The organism is Peribacillus sp. YIM B13482 (assembly GCF_042787975.1).
GTDB classification, from domain to species: Bacteria; Bacillota; Bacilli; order Bacillales; family DSM-1321; genus Peribacillus; species Peribacillus simplex_A.
This window is the reverse complement of sequence record NZ_JBHZPF010000030.1, coordinates 1-15,835: the sequence shown is the minus strand read 5'-3', so window position 1 is coordinate 15,835 and position 15,835 is coordinate 1. Positions and strand designations below refer to the sequence as shown.

Below are 15,835 nucleotides of genomic sequence, written 5' to 3'. Positions count from 1 at the left end.
CGGGAGCCTTTTTGTTTATTTAGTAAAAAAGTTTAGTTTGAAGAATATCCATTGCGCGCTCAATATCCGCTAAATCTTCCTTCGAAGCATGTTGCAGCCGGCTTTGGAAACGGGATTCCACAATTGCAAAAGCCTCGTTCATCATCGTTTCCCCCTCTTTGGAGAGGCGGATGTATTGTTTCCGTCTATCTTCCGGATCACTTATTTTTTCAATTAAATTCTTTTCGCTTAATTTTTTCAGTTCACGGCTCGTGTTAGGCATGGAGATGTGCTGACAGTCACTGATTTCACTTGGAGTGACAGGCTGACTGACTGTTATATATTCAAGAATGTGATATTGTACCGGCGTGATGGAATCGGATTTGGCGTTTTGGGTCAATTCGTGTGTCACTTGATGTACGGAAGTTGTAAATGTGACCATTTTTTCAAAAAGAGCTTTTTTGTCCATAGCTTTCACCTCTTACTGAGAAGATATCAAAAGTGTTATCAAAATACAATTATCATTTGACAACAAAAAAAGGTGTTGTTATATTATTGTTATCAAATGATAAGTAAATAGGGGGGTACGTCATGAACATGCTGGTCATTTACACATATCCAAATCATGAAAGTTTAAGCTATGCCTTTTTACAAAAAGTCATCAAGGGAAGTAAGGAGAACACCCACATAAAGGGGCTGCAGGTCTTGGATTTATATGAAGAGGGCTTTAATCCGCTCTTGGAGTTCAATGAGCATAAACGAAGGCGTGATATGCATCGTGATCCTCAGCTTGAAAAATATAGAAATCAAATTACTTGGGCCGATAAGATTGTCTTTGTTTATCCAATCTGGTGGGGGAGGCCTCCCGCAATGCTGATGGGATACATTGATCAATTATTTTCTTCGAATTTCGCCTACAGGGATAAAAAGGGATTGTTCCCAGAAGGCCTTCTTAAAGGAAAGTCGGTCGTATGTGTATCAACGATGAAGGGACCTGCAAAGTATCCGCTTCTCTGGTTGAATGATGCGCATAAAATATTGATGAAAAGAGCGTTATTCAATTTTGTCGGAATCAAAAAAGTGAAGTTTTTCGAATTCGGTAATATGGAAAGCCCAAAGGGGAAACAAACCCAAAAGCTAGAAAAGGTTTATCGGTATTTCAGAAAGGTGGCAAGCTAAGAATACCGTTTTCGCTATTTCGGGATTAGTAGAGGAGCCCCATTCATGTATGGATCCTCATACTGAATGGGGCTATGGTATTCACTTGGTTATTGCACCTGTTCCAATGATCCGCCTTCTTAATCAGTGCAGTTTTGCTTTTGCGAATCTCCATTTGTTCTTGATGAAGGTAAGGATCATACAAATCACTATGATCGTCAATGAAGCTAATCCACTTAACCAGATGCTTTGGAATTCACTTACATAAGGCTTGATGATGTATGAGGCAACGATGGCCAGGACCGCGCTTATCGGTATGAAATCAGCGACTTTCCCTTTGCTGAATACGATAACAAGGGGAATTTAGTTTCCGGTTCACTGTATAAACAAAAGCAGTCAATAGAGTTGTAAGACTAACCTAAGGATCTCTGGATACTTCCGGATTTCCTTTTTCTTTGGGTTTTGAAAGTCTAGCAAAACAGGCTGTCTGCCGTGTCTGCTCCCGTGTGCTTTTACTTACTGGCGTTATTTGCTGAGGAAGTAATTTTTCGCTATCCTTTGTTAAGGATTTCCATCCCATGTCATTATCGTTATTGCCCAATATACTAAATGGACAATTCGATTCAAAAAAGGACTGGTTAACAATGCTCCTTTTATAAAGGGTTTGGCTTCCGCTTGTCCGTAATCGAGTCCAGCCAACAAATTAGCAGGGAGCTACAGCGTTTGTTATATTAATGGTAAGCTCTGTTATTTTGCGTGGGATCTGCACCTATATTCCGGCATGATGGACGGCAGTCATTAACATGGGTGTTGTCCTTTCGCCTTTGTTCAAGGGAAAGGCAATCGAACCAAGTATTCACCATGATCTTTAAAAAGTATCATGTTCAAAGGAGATGGAATCTATGAAAAGGTGGAGATCTTCTGTGACTCTATTTTCTTCTTTTCAATGGTTGTTTTTTATTTTTGCAAATACGGTAGTAGTGCCAATATCGATTGGCGCAGCTTTTGATCTTCCTCCAAATGTTACAGAAATGACCATGAGAAGCTCGCTCATTTTCACCGGGATCGCTTGCGTGATTCAGGGGTGGAAGGGACATAAGTATCCAATTATGGAAGGGCACTCCGGACTACTGTGGGGAGTGATGTTGAATTTAGGGTTATCTGCACCATCCATAGGGCTCGGTTATGCTGAAATAGGAGGGGGAATAGCGACTGGCCTCATTGCAGCTGGTGTAGTGACCATCATTATTTCTGCCTTCAACCTGATTTCTTATGTCCAGAAGATTTTCACTCCCATGGTCATGACCGTTTACTTATTCCTTCTGACGTTCCAGCTCATTTTTGTCTTTTTTAAGGGGATGCTCGGGATCACGGAGGATGGGGAAATTAACATCCCGGTCAGTATCCTGTCATTGGGGATTGTCTTTTTAGTAAGTATATTAAAGATAAAAGGACCAAGGACCATTAGCAATTTCTCCATTTTGATCGGGATAATAGTGGGTTGGATTTTTTACTCGCTGCTATTTCCAGAGACTGGGGGAGAAATGGGGTCGGCGAGTGCCTCTTTTTCATTTTTCCCATTAGGTGTTCCAAACCTGGAATTCGGGATAATAGCGATTTCTTTTTTTGCAGGATTACTGAATTTGTGTAATACGTTCGCTTCCATTCAAGCTGCATCCGAGTTAATGGGGGATGAAGCTGACCACAAGCAGTATCGAAATTCTTTATTCATGACTGGCGGTTTTACCATTTTCGCCCCTGTGCTTGGCCTTGTTCCGTATACACCTTTTACTTCATCCATTGGATTTTTGCAAAGTACTCAAATCTATGAGAGGAGGCCGTTCTTATTTGGAGGCATGCTGTTGACCATAATCGGACTCATTCCTCCTTTTATCTCTTTCCTGGCCACCATGCCCATAACAGTCGGGAATGCTGTATTGTTCGTCGCTTACCTTCAACTGTTTGGCACGGCTTTCAACAGCGTCAAGGGTCAGCATTTTACTTCAGACACGATATTCAGGCTTGCCGTACCAGTATTGATCGGAGTGAGTTTGATGAATATCTTGCCTAATGCATTTTCGGGCGTTCCCACGCTTTTACAGCCCTTTTTGACTAATGGGCTCATAATGGGTGTATTGATATCTATCGTGCTGGAGAAATCAGTAAACTGGAAGCGTTATGAACAACTGCAGAATTAAGGTGACTTTCCATTTAAGCATATCCTGACGACCGATCGATATGGCTATACATAAATGATCCTCCATTGAAATAACGAAAAGGAAAAGGCAAGTGACTTGTAAGAACCTTAATTTAAAGAGGTGTGCATGAAAGCCAGAAGGATGTAACCTTCTGGTTTTCTGTTTTTTTTTATTTGTATTTTAATGGTAATCAGGTATTCGTCGTGAATGGGTATTTGGTGAAAATAGGCTTTTTCTTCAGTAGCAATACCCACTCCCCTTACATATTTTGTTGGAGGAAGTATTTGACGTGGTATCAATTCCCTGACCATTTCGTTCAGATTTCCTGTTCTAAGCACTACCTTATAAATAATAAACGGAGGTTATATAATATGTATGAATTTCAAAATCAATTGCAAAACCTGTATGTCGATGATTTCCAGGTGACTCAGCCAGTTCCTTGGGATCAAAGCCAGTTCCAGCAAGGGTATTCTGACGATTCCCGACTCATAGGTTTCGGTTTTGGTTGTTTTGGTTGCCTTGGTTGCTTTATTGGGGGCTGTGGGTTCGGTCGTTGCGGAGGTTGCGGAGGTTGTGGGTTCCGTTGCGGAGGTTGCGGCGGTCGTTGCGGACGTTGCGGCGGTTAAATATCCAGGTTTCTAAAGGAAGTCCCTGCATGTGCAGGGACTTTTCTTTATAGCATTAGACATAAGGGACAAATTGTTGTACATAGGATTAAAGTGAAGTGCTGTGCTAATAGCAGCACTTAAAATGCATCGGGTTAGGAGGAGCGGAATGGTGAATTTGACCCCTTCTATGCGTTTGAAAGTGAAGAGAGATACGTTTTTTCTTCCGGAACCGAATAGAGGTGTGTATTTCAGGAATAACATAAGTTCGTTCCGTATGGAGGGCGGCTCGATCGTCCAGTGGATTGAAAAGCTATTACCGATGTTCAACGGAAACCATACATTGAGCGAGTTGACGGATGGATTGCCTGGCCCATACCGGAACAGGGTGATGGAAATTGCCGAGGTTTTGTACGGCAATGGGTTTGTACGGGATGTAAGTCAGGACAGTCCCTATCAATTGAGGAATCAAGTACTTGAAAGGTATGCTTCACAAATCGAGTTCCTGGAAAGCTGCGGCGATTCCGGGGCTTACCGTTTTGAAACTTATCGAAAGAAAAAGGCGTTGGCCATAGGCTCTGGCCCATTGTTCCTTTCATTGGTGTCCTCGCTGTTGGAATCCGGATTGCCCGCATTCCAAATCTTCATTACGGACACAGTACCGACCAATAGAAAAAGATTGAATGAAATCGTGGCGCATGCGCGTAAGACGGACGACGAGGTTTCCATAGGGGAGGTCGTGCTTGAAAAGGGAGAAGAGATTGAATGGCAGGAAATCGTGCAGCCTTTTGACACGATTTTATATGTGTCACAAGAGGGTGATATAGAGGAGTTAAGAGAACTTCATTCGGTTTGCAGGCAAGGGAAAAAGATCCTGTTTCCTGCATTGATCATCAATCGAGTAGGCATGGCTGGTCCGCTTGTCCATCCGGATTCCAAGGGGTGTTGGGAGTCTGCTTGGCATCGTTTACATCAAGCTGTGCTGGAAAAGAATCAGGCACCATCTTCCTTTTCCGCGACAGCCGGAGCGATGTTGGCCAATATAATGGTATTCGAATGGTTTAAAGAGGCTACAGGCGTTACGACAGCAGAACAAGCCAATCATTTTTATCTGTTGGATATGGATACAATGGAGGGAAAGTGGCATCCATTCATTCCCCACCCGGGAGTGACGGGAAAGGGGACTGCTGCATGGATTGAAGATTTTGATCAGCGGCTCGAACAGAAATCGGAACCGAGTAAGCCGGGGAAGGTGTTTATGTATTTCAGCCGATTGACATCCTCGGAATCCGGGATCTTTCATCGTTGGGATGAGGGAGATTTAAAACAGCTGCCGTTGGCCCAATGCCGAGTTCAGGTTGTTGATCCGCTGTCGTCCGGTCCGGCCGAACTGCTGCCCGAAATCATCCGTTCAGATCTGACGCATGAGGAAGCGAGAAGGGAATCCGGTCTTTCAGGAGTTGAAGCATATGTATCCCGAACACTCAGCCAGCTCGTACCGACTCTTACACCGCTTCAGGGGGCAGAAGATATAAAGGAGTCGGTCGTCGGTATCGGAGCAGGGGAAACATTTGCTGAATGTGTATGCCGTGGGTTGCAAAGCAGTTTGGATACAGAGTTTGGAAATAAGGAGCTCAACCAGGAGAATCTTGTGGCAGTGCAGTTGGCAGAGGTGGATGATGAACGCTGCCGGTATTATTTACAAGCGCTGACCCGGCTGCAAGGAGATCCGATCATCGCGTTGGGTGAGGAAGTGTCTGGTTTCCCGGTAGTTTGGGCAGGAACGAGCGACGGCTGGTCCGGAGCTGTCGGTTTGAATGTAACGATCGCATTACGGAACGCGTTGCAAAAGGCGGTTATGAAAGTCCAAAATCAGACCGTTTGCCTCACAGCTCCAGATTTAGTGGCATCGCCTGTTCTTAAGGAAGAAATACCCTTGAATCTTGTGATTCCTTCGTGCGGGGTGACGGGGGATTCCGAGATATTAAAGTCCGCCATTCAAGTCTTGAAGAAGAATAAGAAGCGAATCTTCGTTTTCGAATTAGAACTGGAAACTTTCTTGAAGGAAGAAATGGCAGGAGTGTTTGGGGTGCTTTTGCGAGAGGAGGAATCAGGGTGAAAACTGACGTATTGGTTGTCGGGGAAGGAGTGCTGGCCGACCATGTTCATGGGGACCTGTCCGGCCAATATCAGGTGAATCGCCAAACCGATTTCGAGGCAGGAATACCGCAAACGACGGCTATGGTCCTTCTGCTGCAAGATGCCTGGAATCCAGCTGTCCATTTAAAGGCGGAAGAGGTGATAAGGCAAGCGGGCATTCCATGGCTGCGGGGGTTCGTTTCATTTGGAGAGGGAGTGATAGGTCCGTTGGTGCACCCGGATGTTCCTGGCTGCTCACAATGTGCGGACCAAAGGCATCTCATGGCTGGGCGTGATCGAAAAGAAATGTGGGAAATCCGCAAACAGCTGGAGAAAAATGGGGGGATGGATCGTGATGCGGCTGCATCACGCACAGGCCTTTTACAGATGGCCCACTTGATTTGTGCAGAGGTAAGGAAGGCGATGAAAGGAGAACGCGCCTGTTCGGAAGGGCGTGTATCAATCATCAACTTGAAAACGCTGAATGGCTCGTGGCACTCATTTTTACCAGACCCATTGTGTCTGGTTTGCTCAACATTACCTGATGACTCGAAGGAGCGTGCCAGGATTACGTTACAGCCAAGCCCGAAAATCAGTCCCGACAGTTACCGTACCCGTTCAATGGAAGAACTGAATGAAGTTCTGGCCAAGGATTACTTGGACCATCGCACAGGTTTCTTGAATAATAAAATGATCGACCTTGTGCCACCATTTGCCGATGTAAGTGTTAATTTGCCTTTATTCATAGGAGATGAGGGGGCGGCAGGCCGTACTCTCTCATATGCGGCCAGTGAGATGACGGCGATATTGGAGGGATTGGAAAGGTATTGCGGTATGGAGCCCCGCGGCAAACGGACAGTCATACATGACAGTTACAACAACCTTAAGGAATTTGCGCTCGATCCGATCAGGATAGGGGTACACTCGAAGGAAAATTATGCACAGCGGGATTTCCCGTTTCAACCGTTTAATCCTGACCGCTCGATAGATTGGGTATGGGGCCACTCATTTTTGCAAGAGCGGCCGATCTTGGTCCCGGAATTGCTTTCCTATTACAGCTTGGGCTGCGGTCATGGGTTTGTCTATGAAACTTCCAATGGCTGTGCTTTAGGGGGGAGTTTGGAGGAGGCCATTTTCTACGGCATCATGGAAGTGGTCGAACGTGATTCGTTTCTTCTGACCTGGTATGCGCAGCTGCCGCTCACACGTCTTGACCCTTATTCTGCAAATGATAAAGAACTGGAATTGATGATTGACAGGGCGAGGGCGGCAGCAGGGTATGATATCCATTTGTTTAATTCGACCATGGAACATGGTATCCCGAGCGTATGGGCGTTGGCTAAAAACAGGAAACAAAAAGGATTGAATATCATATGTGCGGCAGGGGCCCATCTGGACCCGATCCGGGCCGTGAAAAGCGCGGTCTTTGAGTTGGCTGGCATGATGCTGACACTTGACGTTAATTTGGAAGAGAATCTGGATGAGGTTGAGAAAATGCTGCATGATTCTTCACTGGTACGGAAAATGGATGATCATGGCATGCTGTACGGTTTGCCGGAAGCGGAAGAGCGACTGCAGTTTCTGCTGGATGATGACCGTCCAATGCGGACGTTTGATGAAGAATTCAAGCAAATGCCAAAGCATGCGGACTTGACCGATGATCTGCAGGACATTCTTCAGGAGTTTCGCCGATTGCAACTCGAGGTGATTGTGGTGGATCAGACGACACCTGAAATTGCACGAAATGGATTACATTGCGTGAAAGTGCTGATACCGGGGATGCTGCCGATGACATTCGGCCATCATCTTACCCGCATAACGGGGCTTGAGAGAATACTGAGGGTTCCGATGGAACTTGGATATGCTGAACGGCGGCTTGAATTCGAACAGCTCAATCCGCATCCGCATCCTTTTCCATAAGCGGTGATTTAGGAGGTTGGAGGATGAGTCTAGAAGCATTTTTGCACAATTTGCATTTTGATATCGAAAAGGCAAGTCCGCCGGATTGGGAAGTGGATTGGGATGATGCACCGCTGACGTATAAGCTTTACCGTGACTTGCCTGTTTTTCCGCTATCACTGGAGGTGCCGCTGACGCTGGAGGGTTGCAGCGGGCCTTCAAAACAGGACCTTAAAGGAATCGGTCATTTCCTCTGGTATGCATATGGCCTGACCCAAGTTAGTCAGGTATCGAGCTCCTCGGAATCTGAGGACCTCATGCAGTCATTCCGGCGTTTTCCGCCATCAGGGGGAGCTTTGTATCCAAGCGAATTGTACGTGTACTTGAAGATGGAGGGATTACCTGCTGGTGTATACCATTATGATGCGGCACACCACCGGCTGGTATTGCTGCGGGAAGGGAATTTTGATTCATATATAACAAAAGCTCTTGGTGAAAACTTTGATATGTCCGCATGCTTTGGCACGGTTTTTGTATCGACGATGTTTTGGAAAAACTTCTACAAATATAATAACTTTTCATATCGTCTGCAAGGGCTGGATGCAGGCGTGCTTCTTGGACAGTTGCTCGAAGTGGCGAAACGGTTTGGAATCGCCGCTGGGGTGTGCTTCCAATTCCTTGATCGGGCTATCAATCACCTTCTTGGGCTTTCGGATGAGGAAGAGAGCACATATGCGGTGATCCCCTTATCGGCAGACACCAAATTTTGGTGTGCTGATGAAAGTAATGGTAACGGACCTGTCACTTCGACAGAATTATTGCCGGAATTGACGGGCATTCAGCCTGAACACTATGTTCGGTCGCAAAGAATCAGGGAATTTCCGATGCTGACTAAACTGAATGCAGCATCCATGATCGAATCCACCCAATCATTCCGGCGGATCAGTCCGAAGAATGGGACTAAATCCGAAGGACATATTGTAGCCCTTCCTATCGTGAAGCGGCTGTCCTATGACTTGGCATCAGTTTGCCGGAAGCGGTTTTCACCTGAAATGGACTTCGCACTCGGGAAAGTCAGTCAATGGCAGCTGGCTTCTCTCCTGCAGGAGGCAACCGCCTCGTTCTCCTATCGAAATGACTTGGATGGAAAAAACGGGAACGATGAACATCGCGTTTCATTATATGCTTGTTTGTATAATGTGGAAGACATACAAGATGGTGCATACCATTACGACAGCACGACACATACATTGCAACAGATACAATCGGGAGATCAGCGGCTCCGATTGCAATACGGAATGTCCCTCGATATCATGAATTTTCAGCAAGTGCCAATCTGCATACATGTAGTTGGCGAGCGGGACCATTCCAAAACGCAACTTGGATATAGAGGATACCGCATCCAGCAAATGGAGGCGGGGATGCTCGTTCAGAAATTACTGCTAGCTTCGTCAGCCCTCGGAATGAACGGGCACCCGCTGCTCGGCTTTGATGTGAAAATGTGTGATGATCTTTACAATTTCGGTGGTGGTCCTCAAGGAAAAACGAGCCTGATCCAAATCCCTATCGGCCATTATCGGAATCGTCCCTGGCTGAAGGGAAGTTTGCATAGTTAAAAATGTAACGATAGCCTTCATTCCTTTTAAAGAATGAAGGCCGTTTTTATTTAATGAGGAAAAAATAATTATTAACAAAAAACTGGAACTTTAAAAACGTTACAGCTTCCATCCTAAGTGTGCAATAATCCCGGCCGAGGATTATACTGATATAAAAGGTTTTACCATTTAAGGGAATGAATAAATAGATAATAAAGTTAATAATTTGGAACGCTTTTAACAAAACCAATTTAAAGGATGTAGCTTATGGAATGGAGAACGGATAGAAAATCCAAGGAGCCTTTATATAAACAAATTGCTGGTTATATTGAGAGTGGTATTGCTGATGGAACATTTTTACTAGATAAGCCGTTACCTTCTGAGCGCTTCTTGGCACATGAACTGGGGGTTAACAGAAGTACAGTTGTAGCAGCTTATGATGAATTGGAAGCAAATGGGTTAGTTGAACGAAAAAAAGGAAGCGGAACGATGATCAGCAAGGATATATGGGGAATCAACAGGAAACGTATGCCTAGTTGGAATAGATATATCGAAGCTGGTTCATTTTTACCCAATTTGCCGGTAACCCAAAGAATACGTAAAGAAACGGAAGGAAATAATCTTATAAACTTAGCAAGCGGGGAGTTATCGGAAGACTTATTTCCGGTCCAATCCTTACGTGAAATCACTTCGAATAGGTCCTTTATTGGTAGTTTAGGTTATGATCACCCCCAGGGCAATGCAGTTTTAAGGGGCACAATTACTAATCATGTTAAACAATATAGAAAAATTGATACCCATCCATCATCCATACTAATTACCTCTGGTGCACAACAAGCCATACATCTCGTTGTCCAATGCTTGTTAAAGCCGGGCGATGCCGTTGTATTGGAAGATCCATCATACAGTTACAACCTTCCCATTTTTCAATCAGCAGGACTAAGGACTTTTCTTTTACCGGTCGATAAGGATGGCATCAACCCAGAGGAGTTACTAGCACTACATAAAAAACATCGAATCAGGATGATATTCTTGAACCCTGTTTTTCAAAACCCAACAGGAACTGTACTTCATATCAACCGTCGTAAAAGGATACTAGAGCTTTCATCCGAATATGGAATACCGATTGTAGAAGACGATCCTTATAGTTTAACTTCCTTTTCTGGGGAAAAAATCTCTACTCTTAAATCGATGGACAACAACGGAAATGTGTTATATATAAGCTCTTTGTCAAAAATAGTTGCTTCTGGCTTAAGAATTGGCTGGATAATCGGACCGAAACCAGTTATAGAGCGACTGTCTGATGCAAAGCAACAGGTTGACTTCGGTCATGGCTCATTCACTCAATGGATAGCAAACGATTTTCTTGAATCAGAGCATTTCCCTACCCATATTACCTATTTAAGAGGGCAGCTAGAAAAAAGAAGGGATGCAATGGTATCAAGTCTTCAACACTTTCTGAATAACAAAGTTGAGTACTATTCGCCAAATGGTGGTATTCATTTGTGGTGTAAGCTGAAGGTGCCATTGAACGAAATAAAGTTATTGGAGGAATCTATCAAAAGAGGAGTCATATACGTTCCTGGTTCAACATTAGGTACTAATAAGGAATATGTACGCTTTACTTTTGCAAGGGAAAATGAGGAGTCCATTCACGAAGGCATCAAAAGGTTTGCAGAGGCTGTAAAAAGTTTATAATCATATGCTTTGATATTCAGGAAAGAGAATCATGATGTATCCCTGCTTCCAGACTATAGATGTTGATTTCCGCTCCAGGAACTCGCTTTCCGTGGACGGTCCGCCTGCGGGGTCTCCCCTAGACGCGCTTTCCCTGCGGGAGTCTCGTACACCCGCTCCAATCAACCATTTATAAACTTTAGATAGAAACCATACCCGAGGTGGTTCAGGAACATTCTTTGATGAAAGTACGTTTTCCGAACTCCTTTTGGCTACAAACTGGAATCATGACCAAAGTCATGATTCTTTTTTGTCTGCAAGTTAGGTCGGAGTTCCACAAGACGTGGTATCTTAGCCCTTCCTTCAGAGGCGTTCAGCACTTTTCTTTCTATATTAACGAAAGAATTCAACAAGTGGATGGTGGAAATTTCCCTTGATTGGATGGTCCTAAAATTGGTTGTTCTTTTATTATAGAGAAGTAGGCTTTTTCTAATATATTTACTCAGTAAACAAGAAGAGCGATCTACCTGACCATTTAATTTTGATATGTTTAAATTAGGAACGGTTTTTTATGCAGTTACACTACGATATACGATAAGAATCGGAATAATTTGAAATGGTTCAAGGAAATAGATAATAATATTGGGAGGCGTTGAATCATGACGATAAGTGTAATATTAGTAGTAGCCATTAGTTTAGTTGCTCTGGTTGGTACCCTTTCGTTAACGGGGAAGAGTGATAGTGATTATTCTGCAGCAACGAGAGGGAATTTGTTGAACCTTAGTTATATTTATATTGGTCTTGCCCTAGTATTAACTGTAGGCATCATCTACTTCGTAATAAAATTAGCCTAAGATACCACGTGAATGATTATTATAATAGTATATCAAAATGCATGGAAATATTGGCTTAATTGTATAAAGGTCATGTTGTGTACGAGTGATTTACTAAACATATCTCTATTTGTGGGAAATTGTGAATTTGTTCACATATGTGGCGGAAATGTGAACGAAAGAATCTGATTAATACGTGAAAAAATCACCTTTGCAAGCTGGGTGAACAAGAAACACGGTAATAGAACGGTCACTTCAAAGAAAAACTGACCGCCTCTTTCAATTAAACTTTAAATTAGGCTCTTTTCGTTCAGATTGTTGTTTTTAAACCGAGACTATTTAAGGTTGATTGGAGTGGAAGTGCGAGACTCCTGCGGGAGCAGCGGGACAGGTGAGATCCCACAGGCGTTTACGCCGAGGAGGCTCACCGCCCGCCCCGCGGAAAGCGAGCATCTGAAGGGGAAATCAACCACACCACATTACTTGGTAAATAGCAGCAAAGTATGCGAAAACAGCCTTAAATTATAACGTAGCGGAGATGATGAAATATGACATTGCCTGTTTTGATTTTGACAATTATCTTAGGCTTGCTAAAACTATTAGTTACCTGTCTTCCAACCGATACAGTGAATTGGATTATCAGCAAATTTAAACTTCATTCAGAACTTAGTGACGCGAATGCCATCATAACCATTGGCGGAAAACGCTTGGAAGGTGAAGACAAAATTCAAGTTATTAATTATTTCAACAAAGCGATATTTTTGAAAAAGAATCATATATTCCCAGGGAACGAGCATTTGTTTTTAAATCCAGAAAACAGTGGGACTCCATTAGTCATTGATACTAAAAGAGGCAAAAAGGATGTTAGGTTATTTGTGTACATTTACAACGACCACGTAGATGTAGTCAAACAGTACAAAAAGAAAATAGTTTCGTATAGTCTGCTTTCCGAGAGCCTCCAAGAACGTTCCATGCCGGTAATAAGGAAATTAGTTTAAAAGGAACATAAAAAAAAGACTGTTTCTAAATGAACTGCACCCCAATTGTTAGACACGGTCTAACAATTGGAGGTGCAGTTTTTTTATATGATGAATAACGAAAATGACTTTCGGTCAGGCTGTGGTTGTACGGGCGCTGTGGGGGAGTCGCTTTTATAAGAATATAATAAGGGTTAATCCATATTTTAGGTAATTATAATTGTATGTAGTCGAAAAATGGATTTTGTATAATTAGTGTATTGGTAAGTCAATGTACTTTTTAACGCGGCCAAAAGTCAGTCCCTCTCGGTTAATACCTTTAAAGTTTTTTCCCTGATGCTTATCCTGTTTTTATAATCTTTAGCAACCAACTCTGTGTATATTAAATCAAAAAGTAATAGCAGCGGTAGCAATGGAGAGATGTTTTGTCCCATATGCATGCTTTTCTTGCTTGTGACCAATAGCGATATATCGCCAAGCTGTGAGAGCTCGGAATTCTTATCCCCAGTAAAGACCAAGATGCGTGAACCTTGCTTCTTTGCGATTTTAACTGCAGAAATCACTTCTTTCGTTGTTCCGGAAATGGAAATGCCGATGACAACACTATTCTCGTTACTTAAAGCTGCATCCATCATTGACTGATGGGGATCTGAAATAGCTTCAACAGTTAAGCCGATTCGGAAAAACTTTGACTTGAACTCCTGGGCCGCTATACCTGAACTCCCTATTCCATATACATGGATCTTATTTGCCTGTGTAAGGAAAGAAACAGCTTTTTGGATGTTGTCATATGTGGTTATGTGAAAGGTATTATCAATGATGCCTAAGTGATCTTGATACAGTTTAGCGAAATAATCCACCTGCTTGATGTTCTTCATATTTTTCGGTGTATTTCGGAGATCCACGAACCTTTTTAACTCATGCCTGAACTCATTGAACCCAGAAAAGGCTAATTTCTGGGTACCGGGAATTGTGCTGGGCTTTGCGTTTTCACGTTATATTGTGGGGGCTTATCAGCTTCCGATTTATGGGCTCTGTTTGTAGGACATACTATTATCATGCCGCTGTTCATCATCCGTGTGATTCCAAGCGGATCAAATTTTGACTTTTTCATTGAAGAAGCAGCTGAAAGCCTTGGAGCGCACTTTCTTTAAAGTCGTCCTACCGAATATAAAATCAGGAATTCTGGGCAGCAATGACCGCCTTCTTAGAATTCAATAATGTAGACATTTCCGTTTATATGACAGGGGCTGGGGTGAGTACGTTTCCGATTCAGATGCTGATGTATGTAGAAAACAACTTTGATCCTACCAGAACGGCTCATGGGCTTGTCTTATTTCACAAAACGATAAAGGAGGTAATGATGGATGGCTTTGTTCACTTTACAAGATATATCTGTAGCATATAACAAACAGAATATATTAAAGGATTTCAATCTTGAGATTGAAAAAGGGAAATTAGTATCCCTTCTTGGCCCGAGCGGCTGTGGGAAAACGACGACCCTGCGTTTAATTGCGGGGCTTTTAAAAGCGAACGAAGGGAGGTTTTTATTTAAGGAAAAGGACTATACGAAAGTGCCTGTTAACAAGCGGAATTTTGGCTTTGTGTTCCAAAACTATGCATTATTTCCGCATTTGTCGATATTCGAAAATATTGCATTCGGACTTCGCCTGAGAAAGAATTCCATAAGTGAAATTGAAAATAAAGTAATGAATGTGCTCGAAATCGTCAATTTAAAAGGATTTGAAAAGAGATATCCCAAAGAGCTTTCAGGAGGGCAAAAGCAGCGGGTTGCGATTGCCAGGGCGCTGGTGATTGAACCGGACATCCTATTATTTGACGAGCCATTGAGTAATCTTGATGCGAACTTAAGGGTGAAAATGAGAGTCAAGATTCGCCGCATCCAACAAGAGCTGGGGATTACAACGGTATATGTTTCCCATGACCAGGAAGAATGCTTTTCGATATCCGACCAGGTAGCGATCATGAATAATGGGATCATCGAGCAGCTTAGTGATCCTGCGACCATTTACAAATATCCTGAAACCAAATTTGTCGCAGACTTCATCGGCTTCAAGAACTTCATTGAATTCGATAAGCGTACGAATCATATAGATAAAATTGAACTGAACAAGCAAGGCTACTCATTTGTGCTGCACAAGGATGCACAGATGACCAATTCAACTGGAAAAATAGGTGCTATCAGGCCGGACGATCTGATGATCAGGGAAAAAGATAATGCTGGAGCGGTTCTGGAAAATAGTTTAACTGGCCGAGTCAAGGTGAGTACGTATCTGGGAAAAAGCTATCAATATGTCATTGAAACCGTGATAGGGGATTTCACTGTGAACAAGGAAATGACGGAATCCTACCGGACGGGTCAGGAAATCATCCTAGAAATTCCGAAAAACCAGATGGTGCTTATTGACTAGCTTAGGAGGGTAGGTTATGCGAATGTTCAAGTATTCGATCACTTCTTAAGTCATGGACTGATCAACGTGAATGAAAGGAAAATGGTCCCTCTCATAATGAGTGATGACGCTTAATCCCGTATTCTAACGAATGCTATTCAATAGAAATTTGAGCTAATTAAAATGGTTTATTGCAGGAAGCCTTTTCGTCAAATGTCAGCTGCACTTTTAACTAGGGTAGAAGGGGAGAATAGGGGCTGTTGACAATCTAAAAGGATTTTTGAAAACTGTATAGAATTTATTCTATGCAGGTTTTTTATTGGAGGGATTTCTATGATGGGACGCAATGATGAGTACCAAAGCA

General features: G+C 43.1%; 13 protein-coding genes and 1 pseudogene. 12 read left to right on the top strand and 2 right to left on the bottom strand.

Translation table 11 applies throughout. From position 1 onward, the window contains the following. Positions 1-19 precede the first annotated feature (19 nt). Positions 20-448, bottom strand: coding sequence for a MarR family winged helix-turn-helix transcriptional regulator (locus ACFX4L_RS15110; RefSeq protein WP_089364216.1), 429 nt, complete (start codon positions 446-448; stop codon positions 20-22). A 122-nt stretch (positions 449-570) separates the two neighbouring features. Here ACFX4L_RS15110 and ACFX4L_RS15105 point away from each other — a divergent pair, with 122 nt between their 5' ends. From ACFX4L_RS15105 to ACFX4L_RS15060, 10 genes are all read left to right on the top strand, one after another. Beyond that, entirely contained in the window at positions 571-1,158 is a 588-nt protein-coding gene (locus ACFX4L_RS15105) for an NAD(P)H-dependent oxidoreductase (RefSeq protein WP_061464905.1), read from the top strand. Positions 1,159-1,207: 49 nt separating this feature from the next. Next, complete coding sequence (locus ACFX4L_RS15100; RefSeq protein ID WP_377384445.1) at positions 1,208-1,405, top strand: hypothetical protein; 198 nt, start codon at positions 1,208-1,210, stop codon at positions 1,403-1,405. A 634-nt stretch (positions 1,406-2,039) separates the two neighbouring features. Then, positions 2,040-3,335: a uracil/xanthine transporter gene (locus ACFX4L_RS15095; protein WP_377384443.1), complete on the top strand. Its 1,296-nt coding sequence runs from the start codon at positions 2,040-2,042 to the stop codon at positions 3,333-3,335. A gap of 284 nt (positions 3,336-3,619) precedes the next feature. After that, complete coding sequence (locus tag ACFX4L_RS15090; protein ID WP_377405554.1) at positions 3,620-3,961, top strand: heterocycloanthracin/sonorensin family bacteriocin; 342 nt, start codon at positions 3,620-3,622, stop codon at positions 3,959-3,961. 148 nt (positions 3,962-4,109) lie between these two features. Beyond that, the gene (locus tag ACFX4L_RS15085; protein ID WP_377405552.1) at positions 4,110-6,059 is read left to right on the top strand and encodes a putative thiazole-containing bacteriocin maturation protein; all 1,950 of its coding nucleotides are present in this window, start codon (positions 4,110-4,112) and stop codon (positions 6,057-6,059) included. Beyond that, positions 6,056-7,999 (top strand): TOMM precursor leader peptide-binding protein, encoded by a 1,944-nt coding sequence (locus ACFX4L_RS15080; protein WP_377384439.1) that lies wholly within the window; start codon positions 6,056-6,058, stop codon positions 7,997-7,999. The genes ACFX4L_RS15085 and ACFX4L_RS15080 overlap by 4 nt, the downstream gene beginning before the upstream one ends. Positions 8,000-8,022: 23 nt before the next feature. Beyond that, positions 8,023-9,594, top strand: coding sequence for a SagB family peptide dehydrogenase (locus tag ACFX4L_RS15075; RefSeq protein ID WP_377384437.1), 1,572 nt, complete (start codon positions 8,023-8,025; stop codon positions 9,592-9,594). Between the two features lie 246 nt (positions 9,595-9,840). Further along, a complete protein-coding gene (gene pdxR, locus ACFX4L_RS15070; protein ID WP_377384435.1) occupies positions 9,841-11,271 on the top strand; it encodes a MocR-like pyridoxine biosynthesis transcription factor PdxR in 1,431 nt (476 codons plus the stop codon). Positions 11,272-11,909: 638 nt separating this feature from the next. Beyond that, the gene (locus ACFX4L_RS15065) at positions 11,910-12,104 is read left to right on the top strand and encodes a hypothetical protein (protein WP_061464872.1); all 195 of its coding nucleotides are present in this window, start codon (positions 11,910-11,912) and stop codon (positions 12,102-12,104) included. Between the two features lie 527 nt (positions 12,105-12,631). Further along, complete coding sequence (locus ACFX4L_RS15060) at positions 12,632-13,081, top strand: YfmQ family protein (protein ID WP_377384433.1); 450 nt, start codon at positions 12,632-12,634, stop codon at positions 13,079-13,081. A 275-nt stretch (positions 13,082-13,356) separates the two neighbouring features. Here the strand turns inward: ACFX4L_RS15060 and ACFX4L_RS15055 are convergent, their stop codons facing one another. Beyond that, the gene (locus ACFX4L_RS15055; protein WP_377384431.1) at positions 13,357-13,965 is read right to left on the bottom strand and encodes a MurR/RpiR family transcriptional regulator; all 609 of its coding nucleotides are present in this window, start codon (positions 13,963-13,965) and stop codon (positions 13,357-13,359) included. A 55-nt stretch (positions 13,966-14,020) separates the two neighbouring features. On the opposite strand from ACFX4L_RS15055, the pseudogene ACFX4L_RS15050 reads away from it, so the two are divergent. Continuing rightward, positions 14,021-14,412, top strand: a pseudogene (locus tag ACFX4L_RS15050) (ABC transporter permease); the annotation flags it as partial. Positions 14,413-14,427: 15 nt separating this feature from the next. Beyond that, positions 14,428-15,492: an ABC transporter ATP-binding protein gene (locus ACFX4L_RS15045; protein WP_377405550.1), complete on the top strand. Its 1,065-nt coding sequence runs from the start codon at positions 14,428-14,430 to the stop codon at positions 15,490-15,492. Positions 15,493-15,835 lie beyond the last annotated feature (343 nt).